This is a genomic window from Vibrio sp. YMD68 (genome assembly GCF_029958905.1).
GTDB lineage: Bacteria > Pseudomonadota > Gammaproteobacteria > Enterobacterales > Vibrionaceae > Vibrio.
The window spans coordinates 699,177-717,127 of record NZ_CP124614.1 but is presented as its reverse complement, the minus strand read 5'-3'; the positions used below and the strand labels follow the sequence as shown (position 1 = coordinate 717,127).

Sequence of the window (17,951 nt, the reverse complement as noted above, 5' to 3'; positions counted from 1 at the left end):
CATGCAGTCGTTCGTTGACTTTTTGAATGGAATTATCTGGAGCCCAGTGCTTATCTACTTGTGTCTTGGTGCGGGATTGTTCTATTCCATCTTGACTCGATTTGTTCAGGTTCGTCACTTTTTTGAAATGTGGCGCTTGCTACTGTCAGGAAAAAGCTCAAGTAAAGGTATCTCATCATTTCAAGCCCTAGCGGTGTCTTTATCTGGTCGAGTAGGTACAGGTAATATTGCGGGGGTTGCCGCTGCTATCGGATTTGGTGGCCCTGGGGCCGTATTCTGGATGTGGGTTGTTGCCTTCTTTGGTGCTGCAACGGCTTACACAGAGTCTACCTTAGCCCAAATTTACAAAGAAGAAGATGAAGGACAGTTCCGCGGTGGTCCGGCTTACTACATCGAAAAAGCGATGGGTCAGAAATGGTATGCGTGGATCTTTGCGATCATGACTATCTTCGCTTGTGGTGTTTTACTTCCTGGCGTTCAATCAAACAGTATTGGTAATGCAGTCGAAGCGGCATTCGGCTCGGGCGACATGATTGAGACGGCTATCGGCACATTCAGTTTTGCTAAAATCTTTACCGGTACCGTTGTTTGCATCATTCTAGCGTTCATTATTTTTGGTGGCGTTAAGCGTATTGCTAACTTTACTCAAGTGGTTGTTCCTTTCATGGCACTTGCGTACATCATTACGGCTTTCATTATTATTCTTCTGAACATTGGTGAAGTGCCACGCATCTTCGCAATGATCATTGGTGACGCATTCACTCCAATGGCTGGCTTTGGTGCTGCTATCGGCTGGGGTGTTAAACGTGGCGTTTACTCCAATGAAGCAGGTCAAGGTACGGGGCCTCACGCAGCGGCAGCAGCAAGCGTTGATCACCCTGCTCAACAAGGCCTAGTTCAATCGTTCTCTATCTATATCGATACACTACTCGTCTGTTCTGCTACCGCGTTTATGATTCTGATCACTGGCGCGTATAATGTTCACGGCGGTCCTGACGCGTTTATCGTACAAAACTTAGCAGAAAACATCAGTGCTAACGGCCCTGTGTTCACGCAAATGGCGATTGAAAGTGCGCTTCCTGGTGTGGGTAAACCATTCATCGCGATTGCTCTGTTCTTCTTTGCTTTCACGACGATTCTGGCTTACTACTACATCGCGGAAACCAACATTGCTTACATCCGTAGAACGGTAAAAGTCAATGGTCTGATGTTTGTCCTTAAGTTGGTTATCATTGCCGCTGTTTTCTATGGCACGGTGAAAACAGCTAATTTAGCTTGGGCTATGGGTGACGTGGGCGTAGGCATGATGGCTTGGTTGAATATAGTGGGTATTATCATTATTTTCTTCATGTCAAAACCTGCACTAAAAGCACTGGAAGATTATGAAGAACAACAAAAGCGTGGTGTTACTGAGTTCACCTTTAACCCTATTAAACTAGGCATTAAAGGCGCGACATACTGGGAAGAGAAGTACAAACGCAAGACAGGTAACGAACCTCAGGCTGAAGAAAAAGAAGCCAAACCGGTTGAACAACCATCAACCTAGGATTAGAGACAATAAGCCGTCACTAATTAAAGCGAAGTAAATTCAGTTCAATAACCAAAAGGGTTAGCAATATTGCTAACCCTTTTTATTTTTATCACCTTGTGTTGCAACGTATAAGGTGAGTATTCCCAGACTTAAGCCGCAATTTCTTGAGTCATTGGAATGACCTGAGCGTGCGGTTTTTCACCAATCGGTAATACGGTACGCCCGTACTCGTTATTGATAACTTGTGCCATGGCAAAGTAAATCGCGCTTGCTCCACAGAAGATTCCTTCAAATCCAGCAATGGCTCCAACTAGATCACTACCGGTAAAATCTCGTATCGCTAACAAAGCAAATAGAACAGTCAGGGATCCGAAGACCACTTGTTTGGCTCGTGGGTAACACAAGGATCCGATAAACATAAAGCCAGTAAAGATCCCCCACAATGCAAGATACCACCCCATAAAGTGCGCCGGACTGGCTGGTAGCCCTATGTAAGGCATAACAATAATCGCAACAAGGCTTAGCCAAAATAGCCCATAGGATGTAAATGCGGTTGTTCCAAACGTATCACCACGTTGAAAGCACATGATGCCCACGATAACTTGGCTCAATCCGCCATAAAAGATTCCCATCGCTAGAATCATTGAATCCATAGGAAAAAATCCCGCATTATGGATGTTTAGCAGGATGGTTGTCATACCAAAACCCATTAATCCAAGAGGCGCAGGGTTTGCTAGTTTCGTTGACATTTCACTTACCTTTTAAAAAATAGTTATAAAATTTACACTCGGAGTTTAGTCCTGAGTGTTATAAAAAGGAAACGTCGCTAGCGAAAACTAAGATTGCAGTTCGATCATAAGAAAGATAGAGGCAAAAAAAAACCTCGCAATAACATCACGAGGCTTTCCTATTCTGATAGACCTAATCTATTGAAAGACTATTCCCACTCAATCGTCGCAGGTGGCTTACCTGAAATATCGTAAACAACACGAGAAATGCCATCGACTTCATTGATGATACGGTTAGAAACCTTACCTAGGAAATCGTATGGTAGATGTGCCCAATGCGCCGTCATAAAGTCGATGGTTTCTACCGCACGTAGCGATACAACCCAATCGTACTTACGGCCATCGCCCATTACGCCAACTGAACGTACTGGTAGGAATACCGTGAAAGCTTGAGATACTTTGTGATAAAGATCAGCAGCGTGAAGCTCTTCAATGAAGATAGCATCTGCGCGACGTAGTAGATCACAGTACTCTTTCTTCACTTCGCCAAGCACACGAACACCTAGACCTGGGCCCGGGAACGGGTGGCGGTAAAGCATGTTGTATGGGAGACCAAGCTCTAGACCGATCTTACGTACTTCATCTTTAAACAGCTCACGTAAAGGCTCAACAAGGCCCATTTCCATATCATCAGGAAGGCCACCAACGTTGTGGTGAGATTTGATTACGTGTGCTTTACCCGTCTTAGATGCAGCAGACTCGATGACGTCTGGGTAGATAGTACCCTGAGCAAGCCATTTAGCATTCTTCAGTTTCTTAGACTCTTCATCGAAGATATCTACGAATACGTGACCGATGATCTTACGTTTCGCTTCTGGTTCAGCTTCGCCTTCCAGAGCGTCAAGGAAACGTTGTTCAGCGTCTACTTTGATGATGTTTAGGCCAAACTTGTTGCCGAACATCTCCATAACCTGCTCACCTTCGTTTAAACGAAGCAGCCCGTTATCAACAAATACACATGTTAGTTTGTCGCCGATTGCACGGTGAGCAAGCATCGCAACTACTGAAGAGTCGACCCCGCCAGAAAGACCAAGGATAACTTCATCGTCACCTACTTGTTCTTTAATACGTGCAACAGCGTCTTCGATAATAGATTCAGATGTCCATAAACGCTCACAACCACATACATTCAGTACGAAGTTTTCTAGCATTTTTAGGCCATTTTTCGTGTGCGTCACTTCCGGGTGAAATTGTACGCCGTAGTATTTTTTCTCTTCATTTGCCATCGCAGCATATGGACAAGTGTCTGTTTGTGCGATTTTAACGAAGTCAGATGGAATCTCGACCACTTTGTCACCGTGACTCATCCAAACATCTTGAGTCGTCTCAAGATCAGCGAAAAGTGCTGATTCGCCAGTCACTTGTACCGCTGCGTAACCGAATTCACGCTCATTCGAACCTGCAACCTTACCACCCAGTTGCTCAGCCATGGTCTGCATGCCATAACAGACACCAAATACAGGAACGCCTGAATCAAACACGTACTGAGGTGCACGTGGAGAGTTCTCTTCCGTTACACTTTCTGGGCCGCCAGAGAGGATGATACCGTCTGGATTGAATTCACGAATATCCGCTTCTTCTACGTCCCAGCTCCAAAGTTCACAGTAAACACCGATTTCACGAATACGACGAGCAACAAGCTGCGTATATTGAGAACCGAAATCCAGAATTAGAATACGTTGGTCATGAATATTTTTAGTCATTTGAGGTAGTCTTATTAGCTAAATAATGAAACGGAGACGAGTTTACTCGCCCCTTATTAAGTCTTCAAGCGATAAGGCAATCGTTTTCGTGGGGCTACTTCATGACTGAAATAGCCTCAACGAACCTGCCATTAACCTAGACGGTAATTAGGTGCTTCTTTTGTGATTTGAACATCATGTACGTGAGATTCGGCCATACCTGCACCAGAAATACGAACAAATTCAGCTTTAGTGCGCATGTCTTCAACCGTTGCAGAACCCGTTAGGCCCATGCTTGAGCGAAGGCCGCCCATTTGCTGGTGTACGATTTCTTTCAAGCGGCCTTTGTATGCGATACGACCTTCAATACCTTCTGGAACAAGCTTGTCTGCAGCGTTGTCAGATTGGAAGTAACGGTCAGAAGAACCTTGCGACATAGCGCCAAGAGACCCCATACCACGGTAAGACTTGTAAGAACGACCGTTGTAAAGAATGACTTCACCCGGTGCTTCTTCAGTACCAGCGAACATTGAACCAACCATCACACAAGATGCGCCAGCAACGATAGCTTTGCAGATATCACCCGAGAAGCGGATACCGCCATCTGCGATTACTGGAATACCGTATTCGTTTGCTACTTCAGCTGCGTCTGCGATGGCTGTTACTTGAGGAACACCAACACCTGTAACGATACGAGTTGTACAAATTGAACCCGGGCCGATACCCACTTTAACTGCACTAACACCTGCTTCGATAAGAGCACGAGCGCCAGCGCCAGTTGCTACGTTACCACCGATGATTTGTAGATCAGGGTAGGCAGCGCGAGTTTCGCGGATACGGTTAAGTACGCCTTCAGAGTGACCGTGTGAAGAGTCAATAAGTAGAACGTCGACACCCGCTTCAACAAGAGCAGCTACGCGCTCTTCGTTACCCGCGCCAGCACCAACAGCTGCACCGACACGTAGGCTGCCGCGCTCATCTTTACAAGCGTTTGGTTTACGTTCTGCTTTATGAAAATCTTTTGCTGTGATCATTCCTGTGAGTTGGAAGTCATCATTGACGACAAGCACTTTTTCAACGCGTGCTTCGTGCATTTTCTCTTGAACTTCTTCACGAGTTGCACCTTCTTTAACAGAAGCAAGGCGAGCTTTAGGCGTCATTACTACATCAACTTTCTTCGAAAGGTCAGTAACAAAACGAACATCACGGCCCGTAATAATACCAACCAATTCGTTTGTTTCAGTAACAACAGGGAAACCGGCAAAACCGTGTTTTTGAGTAAGGGCTACAACATCAGCGATTGTCGCATCAGGGCTTACCGTTACAGGATGAGAAACCACACCTGCTTCGTAAATTTTAACCTGATGAACCATTTCAGCCTGCTGCTCGATTGACATATTCTTATGAATGAAACCAATGCCACCTTCTTGCGCGAGGGCAATGGCTAGGCGTGCTTCCGTAACAGTATCCATCGATGCAGAGATCATTGGGATGTTTAAAGAAATGTTTTTCGTCAACTGAGTGCGAAGATCAGCGGTGTTCGGAAGAACAGTAGAGTGTGCAGGGACGAGTAAAACGTCATCAAACGTTAAAGCTTCTTTTGCGATTCGTAGCATTTGCAATATCTCACAACAAAGGTGTTAAAGGGAGTAAATCCAACTCTATCGTTTCGCATAACAGAGTCATTTGGATTTGATATTGCAGACGGATTATACGCAGGGCGCAATCGCTTGGCTACACATTTATCTAACTTTAATTTGCATTTACCCCCTTGCTATGTATTATATTGCCGCTAACTTCCATACTCACGCCCAAGAGTTTAGCTGTGTCCTCTCTGACCAACCCAAATATCTTTACTGTCTCTCGCCTTAATTCTGAAGTCCGATTACTGCTTGAAAATCAGATGGGTATTGTTTGGCTGGTCGGCGAAATCTCAAACTTCTCATCCCCCGTCTCTGGTCATTGGTACCTCACGCTTAAAGATTCCCGCGCTCAAGTAAAATGTGCAATGTTTAAAGGGAACAACCGTCGAGTCACATTTAAACCTAAAAATGGTCAACAGGTATTAGTGAAAGCGCGCCTTTCTCTTTATGAACCTCGCGGCGATTACCAGTTGATTATTGACAGTATGCAGCCAGAAGGCGATGGTCAGCTGCAGCAGCAATTTGATGAGTTGAAAATGAAGCTCGCCGCAGAAGGGCTATTTGCACAAACCAATAAATCTCAGCTGCCAGAAAACCCTAAGTGCGTGGGCGTCATTACATCGAAAACGGGAGCGGCTCTTTTCGATATTCTTGATGTACTAAAACGTCGAGATCCAAGCTTACCGGTGATCGTATATCCAACCCTTGTACAAGGTAATGATGCCGCAATCCAGATAGCACAGGCCATCGGACGAGCAAACAGCCGGCAAGAATGCGATGTTCTCATCGTTGGCCGTGGCGGTGGTTCTCTGGAAGATCTTTGGTGTTTTAATAATGAGATCGTTGCGCGGACCATCGCAGCCAGCCAGATCCCAATTATCAGTGCAGTAGGTCACGAGATTGATGTCACTATCGCTGATTTTGTCGCTGACATGCGAGCGCCGACGCCTTCAGCCGCAGCAGAACTGGTCAGTCGTGATAACAGCAATAAATCTCAGTCTTTTGCTGCAAAGCAGAGAAACCTGATTAATGCCATGCGTCATTACATGTCGTTACAGAGCGCCAATGTTTCACAGCTCACTCATCGATTAGACAAGCAACACCCGAGCGTCCAGTTTCAGCAACAAAGCCAGCAAATTGACCAACTGGAAGCTCGTCTAGTTCATGCATCAAAGCAATACTTAAATCATCACCAAACCAGTCTCAATAACCTCACGCATAAATTACAACTGCACTCTCCGGCAATGCAATTGAGTCGACAAGCATCTCACTTATCTCGCTCAGAACAAAAACTCATTGATGCAATGAAAAGTCAGTTAGTCAATCGACGTTACCAGTTTAATTTGATGACCGAAAAGCTAGATACGGTTAGCCCTCTTGCAACATTACTGCGTGGCTATTCGATTACTAAAGACAGTCGTGAAAATGTCATTACTCATCGTGAGCAAGTCAAAACAGGTGATCAAATCACAACTCGCCTAGCCGATGGAGAAATACAGTCAATCGTCAGATAGCATGTTACTGCGCTAGATGGCTAGCCTAAACACAGATTCAGTCACTCAGCTCTAACCTCTAACCTCTAACCTCTAACCTCTAACCTCTAAAACTATACGGGGTTTATCACTTCAAACACGATTTTCACTCGTGATTTCGACTTTAATTCATTACACGAGTTACAAAAGTAGCTCGCAGAACCACAGGCTTGCAGCTTTTCCAACTCTTTATCACATTCAGGACAATACCCGATCTTTTTGTAATGTTCACCGCAAGGGACACATAAATACGCACCATCCCACTCTAACTCTGTGGTGCACTCTGGACAGTTATTGTTGCTCATGCTTTTAACCTACCTTGTAATCGTAATATTTGATCATATTGAACGTAGATGAATATACCATGATCTGCATCACTTCAGTCTGATTGGCTCACTAAGCATATAAATGTCATCACCTTTGTGGCACCGTGGTCAAACCCTCTGTTATAGAGATCATTTTGAGGACAAATGATCTCTATAAGATCATCTGCTTTATCCATCGTGATCAGCGATCTGCCTGATTAAGAACATTTATATAACCACACACCGAAAGCATAAGTTACATGTTCTGCATTTGAATTTAAAACGAAATATAAATCTAAATACCAATGGCATTTACACCCAATATGGATTTATGTAAAAAGATCCATTAGAGAGTACAGAGTGTTGTATTTCAACTCAATACTGGCATGTTTTCGATGGAAAAGACTCGAAAGATAACACCTAACGTCACGATGGCCGACGATAGATTCGTGTAGGTCGACCCACTTTCCCATGAGCCAAAAATGCGTCAAGATCTCCCTGCTCAACGGCTTTATCAAGATATCTTCTTGCGGTACTTTTGCTTATTCCAAATATCTCTGCGATTGTACTTACGTTCATCTCAATATGAGAGTGACAAAACTGGTCAACAATTTGTCTTAGTGTATGCTCATCGGTCGCTAACCTTTTCAAGCCACTCGAATCATGGTGGAACAACTGATCTAAATCTCCCTGTGCAAACTGGTTACTTTGCGCTAACGTCTTTTGAACTTCACAAAATTTGTCTAAACTTTTCATGAGTCGAGTATAATCAAGTGGCTTGATTAGGTAATCGAAAGCACCGTGCCGAAGGGCTTTTTGCACGGTATCAGCATCGTTTGCGGCAGTCACCAATATCGCTTCAGGGCATTTGTCTAACTGCTGCAACGAAGAAAAAACATCCACTCCAACTCCATCTGGAAGATAGTTATCAACAATTAACAGATCAACAGCCGTAATAGCGAGTGCTTCTCTAGCTTGTTTAAGGGTGGGAATACAGCCTAAGACACGGAAGCGTTTATCACGAGAGATGAAATGACTATGCAAGGCCGCAATATCGGCATCATCTTCAAGAATTAATACCTTATACATCGACCTTCTCCGGAAAATAAACGGTAAACATGGTTTCGTTTTTATCGCTATCTAACTCTATATAACCACCAGCGTCTTCCACTAAAGACTGGACCAAATGCATACCAATGCCATGCTCGTTATAGTCCCCCTTTGTTGTAAAACCCAATTGGCACAACACATCAAGGCTAACGTGTATAGCGGGTCCATTATTCGAAACTGATAACACTCTTTCACTTCCTGTTTGGTACATTATAATACGTATCCAGCCATCCGTTGTTGCTTCTTCCAGTGCATCAATGCTATTGATGATCAAGTTCCCAATAATTGAGCTTAACCCTTGTTCACCAATTAACGCTGGCAAACCGTTCCAACCTTGAAGCCCTGTTAGGTCAATGTGGATGCCTTTTTCAGCAGCTTTACCTAGGTTCGCCAATATCAGACCGGATATAAGTGGCAAAGATTCTAACGGAGAAACGCTGTCCATATTCGCTTGGTCAACCTTCGCCTGAGCAAGCAAAACATTGAGAGCCTTATCGACATGGCCCAATTGCAACAACCCTGTCACGGTCGAAATTTTATTCTGATATTCATGACGAGTTACGCGAATTGATTCGAGGTAATTGTCCACTTGGCTGATTTTATTAGAAAGAATGTGTAACTCTTTTTGGGCTCTTAAACTGAATACGGCTCCCACTTGCTTCTTATCATTTGAGGCTAATGTCACTCGAGTCATGACCAAATTTCGGCCATTTATACGAACCATACGATCAAGAAAATCTTCACCTTTTAAAGCAAACACCTCAGCGTCTACTGAAAGGTTCTCAATTCGTAATGGTGGCGTTTTATCACCGCCACTACCTAGACCACACAATCCTAATAAATCACGGGCAGAATCGTTCACTAGGTAGATCTCCCCTTGCGGATTTATAGCCATAACGCCCTCATGAGTCGCTTGTAAAACCCCTTGGTGGGTTTGAAGAGCTTGATTGAGTTGCCAGGGCTCTAAGCATTGCATTTTATCCCGGACGTATCGGGAAAATCGCCACGCCACCATGACTGAAAACAATAGGCTGAAGCCTGCAAATAGAAGTAGCGGAGAAAGGTTTGCTTCGTTAAGAACCGCTATTGACTGCTTAAGGTAACCCACTTTGATCATTCCTATCACTTGGCCTGATTGATCAAATAGAGGGCTAATATAACGAACAGAAGGCCCCAATGATCCAACACCGTGGGACAAATAGGCGACCCCTTTTGTTAACGCTTGATCAATATCCCCACCGACGACAGGCAAGCCGATTCGACTTTTTATCGGATGGGCAAGTCGTACACCTTGAGCATCACTGACCGTAATAAAATCAGCATCCGTTTCAACTTGCAAGCGGTCGACAATACTACTGACCTTAGCAGTGTCTCTTTGTTCAACAGCGGCGAGCAACGTCGGTAACTGGGCGAGCTGTTGAGACTGAACTTCAGCGCGTAATGCCACTTGCTCCGCCAGCACTTGGTTTAAACGAACAGTACTAACCAACCACCAACCCACTGAGCTCAACATCAGCGCACCACACAACAATAAGGTTGAGTGCACCATAAATGAACGGGGGAAAAACCTTGATGCCATGTTTTCACTTCCTCTGATAACTCAACCTAGAATACGAGCTTCTTACAATAAATTCAGCGGATCTAACCACGAAGTTGAGTAAGCTCTCACTGATGATGTTTATTGTTTTTATTCATTTAATTACCCTTATCTCACACTTATTACATGAGTACTTTGCACTAGGTTAAGAGGTTACTGGACGAACAAAATAGACACGGTAACTATTGATTTAAGACAGGTTTCGACGCACTGATTATGAGTAAGTTAGCGAAAAATATAAGGAGATTTATATGCTAACTTCAAGTAATTTACGGCTACTTGCACTCGCGGCGATTGGCGTCATTTTGTGGTTCAGTCCTATACCTGAAGGGTTGACGACAGAAGCATGGAAAATGATGACGGTATTCGTCGTGACCGTGATCAGTTTAATTATTGCACCGCTTCCGCTGGGTGCGATGGCTCTGATGGGGTTGACCGCAGCGACTTTGCTCGATGTCATTCCAATTAGAACCGCCCTCACAGGTTTCGCACACCCAACTATTTGGATGATAGCAGCGGCGTTTTTTATTTCACGAGGCTTTATCAGTACAGGATTTGGGCAACGTGTCGGTTATTGGTTTATCGCCAAGCTCGGTCACAGCTCATTAGGATTAGCTTATGGATTAATACTAACTGATCTCCTGTTTGCGCCAGCCACGCCCAGTACGACCGCTCGATGCGGTGGGATAATTTCACCACTCTTTCGCTCTGTTGCTAGTGCTTATGACTCCGATCCAGAGAAAGGCACCGAAAATAAAATTGGCGCTTTTCTCGTTCAATGTATCTTTCAGTGTAACGCCATTACCTGCGCCATGTTTCTCACCTCGATGGCAGGGAACCCACTAGCTGCGAACTTTGCAAAAGAGCAAGGTGTAGAGATAACCTGGGCGGGCTGGGCATTGGCTGCGATTGTTCCTGGTGCCATCTGTCTTTTTCTTATTCCACTAGTGATGTACTTTGTTTTTCCACCTGAGCTTAAAAAAACACCAGAAATGCGCCTACTTGCGCGCCAGAAACTCAAAGAAATGGGGGCCATGTCCCGTGATGAATGGATGGTCTGCATTACGTTTATTGGCATGGTCAGTTTGTGGGTACTCGGGCCAACTTTGGGAATTCACTCAACGGTTACTGCACTGATGGGGTTAGTCTTTCTATTGTTTACGCGCACCATCACTTGGGACGCGGTACTGCAAGAAAAAGAAGCATGGCACACGATTACTTGGTTTGCAGTGCTGGTTATGATGGCGGCGCAACTCAACAAACTGGGCTTTATTCCTTGGTTTGGTGACATGATTGGCCAATCTCTATCCGGCTTTGGCTGGTTAACCACTCTCGCTATCTTGCTTCTTGTGTATTACTACAGCCATTACTTGATGGCGAGTGCTATGGCACATATTAGTGCTATGTATTCAGCCTTCCTTGCAATTGCAATCGCTGCAGGTGCTCCCCCTATGCTGGCAGCGATCGTCTTAGGTATGTTCAGTAATCTATACATGTCGACCACTCACTACTCTTCTGGTCCCGCGCCGATATTGTTTGGCGCAGGTTTCCTGAGCTTACAAAACTGGTGGAAAATTGGTTTTGTTTTTTCTCTTATCGTAATACCGGTCTTTTTCTTTATCGGCGGAGCATGGTGGAAATTACTTGGGATGTGGTGATCCCGAACACAGTAAGTAGCAGAAGAGGTCGTTAATTGGACTTCAGATAACGAACAAAGGTCTAGTGTTCAGGCTAGACCTAGCTGTATTAATAGAAAAAAGCCCAAGCGTTGATGCTTGGGCTTTTCATTTATTTTTTGCGACCTTTCATCATGGTCATCAAGCGCTTACGCTTGCGCTCTTGAGAAATAGTGACTTTGTTACTCTTACCCTCAAATGGGTTATCACTGCTTTGGAATTGAATACGAATAGGTGTACCCATTATTTCCAGAGACTTGCGATAGTAATTCATCAAATAACGTTTGTATGAAGCCGGAAGCTCTTTAACTTGGTTACCATGAATAACAACAATCGGTGGATTGTATCCACCAGCGTGCGCGTATTTCATTTTAACTCGACGGCCACGAACCATTGGTGGTTGGTGATCATCAGAGGCCATTTTCATGATGCGAGTCAGCACTGAAGTCCCTACACGCGTTGTCGCCGATTTGTAGGCTTCTTGCACAGATTCAAACAGATGACCAACACCTGTTCCATGTAGCGCAGAAATGAAGTGAATACGAGCAAAGTCGACAAAACCTAAACGGCGATCCAGTTCTTTTTTAACATGATCTTTGACTTCGCTATCCAGTCCATCCCATTTATTAACAGCGATAACGATAGAACGACCAGCGTTCAAGGCAAAACCGAGCAAGCTTAAGTCTTGCTCTGAGATATTCTCGCGAGCATCGATCAGTAGCAACACAACATTGGCATCTTCAACGGCTTTTAGCGTCTTAACCACCGAGAACTTTTCAACCGTTTCGTTAATGGCTTTACGACGGCGAACGCCTGCTGTGTCAATCAGTACGTACTCACGATCATCGCGCTGCATTGGAATATAGATAGAATCGCGAGTTGTGCCTGGCATGTCATAAACAACAACACGCTCTTCGCCGAGAATACGGTTGGTTAGTGTCGATTTACCAACATTCGGGCGACCAATAATGGCAAGTTTAATCGGCTGATCTTGAAGGCGCTTGAATTCTTCTTCTGCTTCTTCTTCAGTAAATTCAACTTGTTCTTCGTCTTCATCTTCAAACTCAGTCAGGTCGTTGATTTCACCGTTTTCTATTTTCAGTGCTTCCGCAAACGGGTTGAGAGCAAGCTCAATCAATGCCGTAACACCTCGCCCATGAGCCGCAGCAATCTGATACATATCATCAACGCCGAGTTTCCAGAACTCAGAGCAAGCTGCGTCACCATCAATGCCATCAATCTTGTTCACGACAAGCAGTGATGGTTTTTCAATTTGGCGTAAATGTTTAGCAATCGCTTCATCAGAAGGCGTCAATCCCGCTCGACCATCAACCATGAAGAGAACAACGTCAGCTTCATCAATAGCGGCTAGTGACTGTGCTGCCATTTTCGTTTCAACACCTTCTTCAGTGCCATCAATACCACCGGTATCAATAACAATGAATTCGTGTTCTTCTGATTTAGCATGGCCGTATTTACGATCACGTGTTAAACCAGGGAAGTCAGCAACCAATGCGTCGCGAGTGCGAGTCAGTCGATTAAACAATGTAGATTTCCCTACATTTGGACGCCCGACCAGAGCAACAACAGGTACCATAATTAACCTCTACAATATAGTCTCTATGTAGTTATAGGTAACGGATTGCATTTGTTCTAAGCTGACTCATACTCAACAAGATCGTATCAACTTGTCTGTATCACTCAGCCGCAATGCTGTTACCTATAACCACATGATTTGATTTTTCTCAATAAAACGGCCCCTAACTGATAACAGCAAGGAGCCGAATGTGAATTATATCACGATATTACTTATTGATCGTCAGTTTCTTTACATCGCCATTGCGTGTTACGAGTACATACCCATCAGAAGTCACGACAGGTCCCACAGCAAAACCGCTATCATCGATAAGTTGTTGAGCAACAAACTCACCAGTACTTCGATTAAGCCAGTGTAGATAGCCTTCCGAGTCACCAACAACCACATGATTATTAATCATAACCGGTGCACTAAGTTGACGATATTCAAGCTTTTTATTGCTCCAAAGCTCGGTACCACTTCGTGCATCGACTGCCACTAGGTGATCTTTGTCTGTCACTACGTATAGACGGCTACCATCGGTTGCTAGATCCGTTGCAGAAGAGTATGAACGCTTCCACATTGGACGACCCGATTGAAGGTCGATACTCGTTAACTGACCATTAAAGCCAACTATATATAGCGTGCCACCGATGATGACCGGTGATGAGTCTACATCTACGAGACGGTCAATTTCAGTAGAGCCTTGAGGCATACCAATTGGTTGTTGCCAAATCAGTTGTCCGCGTTCAACAATAGCCGCTGCTAAACGTCCGTTTGCCGTTCCCCAGAATACACCGCCAGAAACGGTCACAGGGGTACTGTCGCCACGTAAAGTCAGGTTGGGAACATCAGTACTGATGGTCCATTTTTGCTCCCCCGTTGCTTGATCGTACGCGACCAACATGCCACGACTGGTGTTAACGATGATCATATTACTGTCTGCGACAGGTCTCGCTAGAACTTCACCATCAACTTCAACACGCCATGCTTGTTCACCCGTTTCAGCATTCAGTGCAATCAACTCACCATTTTCACTGCCAATATAAATCTGGCTATAAGCCGCAATGATTCCGCCGGATAATCGAGCAGAAACCTCGAGCTCTAAGTCCGTTTGCCAAAGAGTATTACCCGTTTCAGAATCCAATGCTTTCACTAGCCCGTCGCGGCTTGCCACAAAGACTTTGTCATACGCATATTCAGGCGAAAGCTTAGAAAAATAGTGCCCAACACCTTTGCCTATAGAAGCGCTCCATTGCTGGTCTGGTGTAAACTCACTATTCACTAACGGTACAGGGGCCATAATAATGGTGTCTTCTTCACTGGCACAACCGATAAGGGTGCCCATAGCGATAGCAGAAAGAAGAACCCTACTGAGTAATTTTTTCATTTACAAAAGCCCTTACTTGGCGAGATCATCAAGCTTAAGCTGTAATGTTTGGCTTGCATCAGCCGATTGCTGTGCTTCAGTGTACGCTGCGTAAGCCGCATCATTATTGCCTTGTCTTAGTTCAATATCACCGCGTAATTCGGCAATGCGACCAGACCAATTTGCATCCGTAATGTTCGTCAATTCACTGAGAGCACCAGCGTAGTTTTCTTGTTCTGCTTGAATGCGAGCAATACGATAAGAAATCACAGCTTTAAGCGCTTCATCATTGCTGTTTGCTTTGGCCCACTCTAATTGCGCCAATGCTTCATCCAATTGACTCTCTTCGACTTGAACTTTTGCCAATTGAAGCGCTGCAAGCACCGAGTATTCAGATTTACCATTCTCATCAATAAAGCTCTGAACTCTATCTTCACTGCCTGACTGCTGGCTCAACAACGCAGTGATGACTTCGGTATAAGCTTCCGAAGCTTGCTCTTTGCTTTCTAGAGCGGCATCTTGATAATAGCGCCAACCAAAAAGACCACCAAGACCAACGACTGCACCTAAAATTACGGCTTTGCCGTTCTCTTTCCACCAGTCTTTAATCGCTTCTACTTGTTGTTCTTCAGTATCGTAGACTTCCACTTGCTGTCCTCTATTATTCAAAAAGTAATGCCTGTTCAGCACCACTTAAAATCAATTTATTATCAAATCAATGGGGAGTTAATTAAATAAGTTCTGCTAATTTAGCAACAACATCCACTTGTGAATACGTGTCTTGGGTCCCACCAAGTAAGTCTTTAAATACCACCGTATTTTCTGCAACTTCGTTTTCGCCCAGCACCAGTGCAACAGCCGATCCAACTTTATCTGCACGCTTAAACTGCTTTTTAAAATTGCCACCGCCGAAATGATTCATCACTCGAAGGCCTGGTACCTGCTCACGAAGTTGTTCGGCAAGCTTCATTCCTGCCATCATCGTACCTTCACCAGAGGTAATCATGTAGACATCAACACTTCGACGAACGTCGGTAAGCTCGAGAGTCTCCATCATCAGAACCAAGCGCTCTAAGCCCATGGCAAAACCAACCGCAGGTGTTGATTTCCCACCGAGTTGCTCAACAAGACCATCATAACGGCCACCGCCACAAACGGTACCTTGCGCACCTAAACTTTCAGTGATCCATTCAAATACGGTTCGATTGTAGTAATCCAGACCACGCACTAAACGGTCATTGACTGTGTATTCGATACCTGCAGCATCAAGAAGTTCACACAATCCAGAAAAATGTTGCGTTGATTCGTCATCTAAGTATTCGGATAAACGAGGGGCATCACCTAAAATAGCTTGAACGTCTGGATTTTTTGTATCTAAAACCCTTAAAGGATTAGTGTGCATGCGTCGTTTACAGTCGTCATCCAAGACATCTTCGTGCTGCTCTAGATACGCAATTAAGGCGGTACGGTAGTCAGCACGTGCTTCTAAAGATCCTATCGAATTAAGTTCCAAGCGAACATGCTTATCAATACCTAACTCTCGCCATAGACGAGCCGTCATCATAATGAGTTCAGCATCAACGTCAGGGCCATTTAAACCAAAGACTTCGACACCACACTGGTGGAATTGACGATAACGTCCTTTCTGAGGGCGCTCATGGCGGAACATAGGTCCCATGTACCATAAACGTTGCTCTTGGTTATAAAGCAAACCATTTTCGATTCCAGCGCGAACACAACCCGCCGTTCCTTCTGGACGTAATGTTAGGCTATCACCGTTGCGGTCTTCAAATGTGTACATCTCTTTTTCAACAACATCCGTCACTTCACCAATAGCTCGGCTAAATAAGTGTGTTGATTCTACGATAGGCATACGAACTTCATTGTAGCCATAAGCGCTGATGACGCTTTTTACAGCACCTTCTACTTTGTGCCAAAGCGGAGATTGAGTTGGGAGACAATCGTTCATGCCTCGAATTGCTTGAATAGTTTTTGCCACAATAGATACCGTAAATTAGTTATTGTCGATTTGACGAATGTCGATGCGATTATTTTCATCAAGTTGTGATGCTTTTGCTCGGATTTTTGCTTCTAACTGAGCAACAAGATCATCGTTATCAAATCGTTCTTTTTGACGTTTACCGTCTTCATAAAATGCGCTTTTTTTATTACTTCCTGCCAAACCCAAATGGGAGATTTCAGCTTCGCCAGGGCCATTAACCACACAGCCAATAATCGATACATCCATAGGAGTAATAATATCTTCTAGGCGTTCTTCTAATGCATTGACCGTGCTGATGACATCAAACTCTTGACGAGAACAGCTAGGGCAAGCAATAAAATTAATGCCTCGAGAGCGTATTCGAAGTGATTTTAAAATATCAAAACCGACTTTAATTTCTTCAACCGGATCAGCAGCTAATGAGATACGCAGCGTATCACCGATCCCTTCGGCCAATAGCATTCCTAAGCCAACCGATGATTTAACTGCACCAGCTCGCGCTCCGCCAGCTTCAGTAATACCCAAGTGCAGAGGTTGATCGATTCTTTTCGCCAGCAGTCGATAGGAATCAACCGCTAAGAAAACGTCTGATGCTTTTACGCTGACTTTAAACTGGTCAAAGTTAAGACGGTCGAGAATATCGACATGTCTCATCGCCGATTCAACCAAGGCTTCAGGAGTCGGTTCGCCATATTTCACCTGAATCTCTTTTTCTAGCGAACCACCATTAACGCCAATACGAATTGGGATATTTTTGTCTCTTGCACAATCTACCACCGAGCGAACGCGTTCTTCGCTACCAATATTACCAGGGTTTATTCGTAAGCAATCGACGCCGTACTCCGCCACTTTGAGGGCGATACGGTAATCAAAATGAATATCAGCAACGAGCGGAACCGAAACTTGCTGTTTGATTAGCTTAAATGCTTCTGCTGCATCCATAGTAGGAACAGAAACTCGAACGATATCAGCACCCACGTTTTCAAGTGCTCGAATTTGAGCCACAGTTGCAGCTACATCCGTTGTTCGTGTATTGGTCATAGACTGCACCGCAATAGGCGCGCCATCACCAATAGGTACGTCACCAACGTATATACGTTTCGATGGGCGACGCTTTATAGGGGATTCGTATTGCATAGT

The 17,951-nt window shown here is 44.6% G+C and carries 14 protein-coding genes; 3 read left to right on the top strand and 11 right to left on the bottom strand.

From position 1 onward, the window contains the following. Position 1: 1 nt before the first annotated feature. Complete coding sequence (locus tag QF117_RS09415; RefSeq protein WP_282388667.1) at positions 2 to 1,546, top strand: alanine/glycine:cation symporter family protein; 1,545 nt, start codon at positions 2 to 4, stop codon at positions 1,544 to 1,546. Positions 1,547 to 1,680: 134 nt separating this feature from the next. Here the strand turns inward: QF117_RS09415 and QF117_RS09410 are convergent, their stop codons facing one another. From QF117_RS09410 to guaB, 3 genes are all read right to left on the bottom strand, one after another. Then, a complete protein-coding gene (locus QF117_RS09410; protein ID WP_282388666.1) occupies positions 1,681 to 2,280 on the bottom strand; it encodes an acetate uptake transporter in 600 nt (199 codons plus the stop codon). Between the two features lie 188 nt (positions 2,281 to 2,468). Further along, entirely contained in the window at positions 2,469 to 4,022 is a 1,554-nt protein-coding gene (gene guaA, locus QF117_RS09405) for a glutamine-hydrolyzing GMP synthase (RefSeq protein WP_282388665.1), read from the bottom strand. Between the two features lie 131 nt (positions 4,023 to 4,153). After that, entirely contained in the window at positions 4,154 to 5,617 is a 1,464-nt protein-coding gene (gene guaB, locus QF117_RS09400) for an IMP dehydrogenase (protein ID WP_282388664.1), read from the bottom strand. Between the two features lie 209 nt (positions 5,618 to 5,826). Here guaB and xseA point away from each other — a divergent pair, with 209 nt between their 5' ends. Further along, complete coding sequence (xseA, locus tag QF117_RS09395) at positions 5,827 to 7,158, top strand: exodeoxyribonuclease VII large subunit (protein ID WP_282388663.1); 1,332 nt, start codon at positions 5,827 to 5,829, stop codon at positions 7,156 to 7,158. 92 nt (positions 7,159 to 7,250) lie between these two features. Here the strand turns inward: xseA and QF117_RS09390 are convergent, their stop codons facing one another. The 3 genes from QF117_RS09390 to QF117_RS09380 all read right to left on the bottom strand — a co-directional run bounded on the left by QF117_RS09390 (position 7,251) and on the right by QF117_RS09380 (position 10,170). Continuing rightward, positions 7,251 to 7,481, bottom strand: coding sequence for a zinc ribbon domain-containing protein (locus QF117_RS09390; RefSeq protein ID WP_282388662.1), 231 nt, complete (start codon positions 7,479 to 7,481; stop codon positions 7,251 to 7,253). Between the two features lie 426 nt (positions 7,482 to 7,907). After that, positions 7,908 to 8,570, bottom strand: a complete 663-nt coding sequence (locus tag QF117_RS09385) for a response regulator (RefSeq protein ID WP_282388661.1) — start codon at positions 8,568 to 8,570, stop codon at positions 7,908 to 7,910. Then, positions 8,563 to 10,170: a sensor histidine kinase gene (locus QF117_RS09380; protein WP_282388660.1), complete on the bottom strand. Its 1,608-nt coding sequence runs from the start codon at positions 10,168 to 10,170 to the stop codon at positions 8,563 to 8,565. Before QF117_RS09380 ends, QF117_RS09385 begins: the two co-directional genes overlap by 8 nt. A 269-nt stretch (positions 10,171 to 10,439) precedes the next feature. On the opposite strand from QF117_RS09380, the gene QF117_RS09375 reads away from it, so the two are divergent. Next, complete coding sequence (locus QF117_RS09375; RefSeq protein WP_282388659.1) at positions 10,440 to 11,846, top strand: DASS family sodium-coupled anion symporter; 1,407 nt, start codon at positions 10,440 to 10,442, stop codon at positions 11,844 to 11,846. A 130-nt stretch (positions 11,847 to 11,976) separates the two neighbouring features. Here QF117_RS09375 and der read toward each other — a convergent pair whose 3' ends face one another. The 5 genes from der to ispG form a co-directional block, all read right to left on the bottom strand. After that, positions 11,977 to 13,461 carry a ribosome biogenesis GTPase Der gene (gene der / locus QF117_RS09370; protein WP_017034155.1) on the bottom strand — a complete coding sequence of 495 codons (1,485 nt, stop codon included), beginning with the start codon at positions 13,459 to 13,461 and terminating at the stop codon, positions 11,977 to 11,979. Positions 13,462 to 13,669: 208 nt separating this feature from the next. Further along, complete coding sequence (gene bamB / locus QF117_RS09365; RefSeq protein ID WP_282388658.1) at positions 13,670 to 14,830, bottom strand: outer membrane protein assembly factor BamB; 1,161 nt, start codon at positions 14,828 to 14,830, stop codon at positions 13,670 to 13,672. Between the two features lie 12 nt (positions 14,831 to 14,842). Continuing rightward, the gene (locus tag QF117_RS09360; RefSeq protein ID WP_282389450.1) at positions 14,843 to 15,457 is read right to left on the bottom strand and encodes a YfgM family protein; all 615 of its coding nucleotides are present in this window, start codon (positions 15,455 to 15,457) and stop codon (positions 14,843 to 14,845) included. A gap of 82 nt (positions 15,458 to 15,539) precedes the next feature. Beyond that, on the bottom strand, positions 15,540 to 16,808 hold the full coding sequence (gene hisS / locus QF117_RS09355; protein ID WP_282388657.1) for a histidine--tRNA ligase: 1,269 nt from the start codon (positions 16,806 to 16,808) through the stop codon (positions 15,540 to 15,542). A gap of 15 nt (positions 16,809 to 16,823) precedes the next feature. Next, a complete protein-coding gene (ispG, locus tag QF117_RS09350; protein WP_282388656.1) occupies positions 16,824 to 17,948 on the bottom strand; it encodes a flavodoxin-dependent (E)-4-hydroxy-3-methylbut-2-enyl-diphosphate synthase in 1,125 nt (374 codons plus the stop codon). Positions 17,949 to 17,951: the final 3 nt, after the last annotated feature.

Coding starts and splice junctions, on each gene's coding strand:
- QF117_RS09385 (WP_282388661.1), bottom strand. CDS start 8,570: ATGTATAAGGTATTAATTCTTGAAGATGATGCCGATATTGCGGCCTTG.
- QF117_RS09390 (WP_282388662.1), bottom strand. CDS start 7,481: ATGAGCAACAATAACTGTCCAGAGTGCACCACAGAGTTAGAGTGGGAT.
- guaA (WP_282388665.1), bottom strand. CDS start 4,022: ATGACTAAAAATATTCATGACCAACGTATTCTAATTCTGGATTTCGGT.
- QF117_RS09415 (WP_282388667.1), top strand. CDS start 2: ATGCAGTCGTTCGTTGACTTTTTGAATGGAATTATCTGGAGCCCAGTG.
- QF117_RS09410 (WP_282388666.1), bottom strand. CDS start 2,280: ATGTCAACGAAACTAGCAAACCCTGCGCCTCTTGGATTAATGGGTTTT.
- der (WP_017034155.1), bottom strand. CDS start 13,461: ATGGTACCTGTTGTTGCTCTGGTCGGGCGTCCAAATGTAGGGAAATCT.
- QF117_RS09375 (WP_282388659.1), top strand. CDS start 10,440: ATGCTAACTTCAAGTAATTTACGGCTACTTGCACTCGCGGCGATTGGC.
- ispG (WP_282388656.1), bottom strand. CDS start 17,948: ATGCAATACGAATCCCCTATAAAGCGTCGCCCATCGAAACGTATATAC.
- bamB (WP_282388658.1), bottom strand. CDS start 14,830: ATGAAAAAATTACTCAGTAGGGTTCTTCTTTCTGCTATCGCTATGGGC.
- QF117_RS09380 (WP_282388660.1), bottom strand. CDS start 10,170: ATGGCATCAAGGTTTTTCCCCCGTTCATTTATGGTGCACTCAACCTTA.
- guaB (WP_282388664.1), bottom strand. CDS start 5,617: ATGCTACGAATCGCAAAAGAAGCTTTAACGTTTGATGACGTTTTACTC.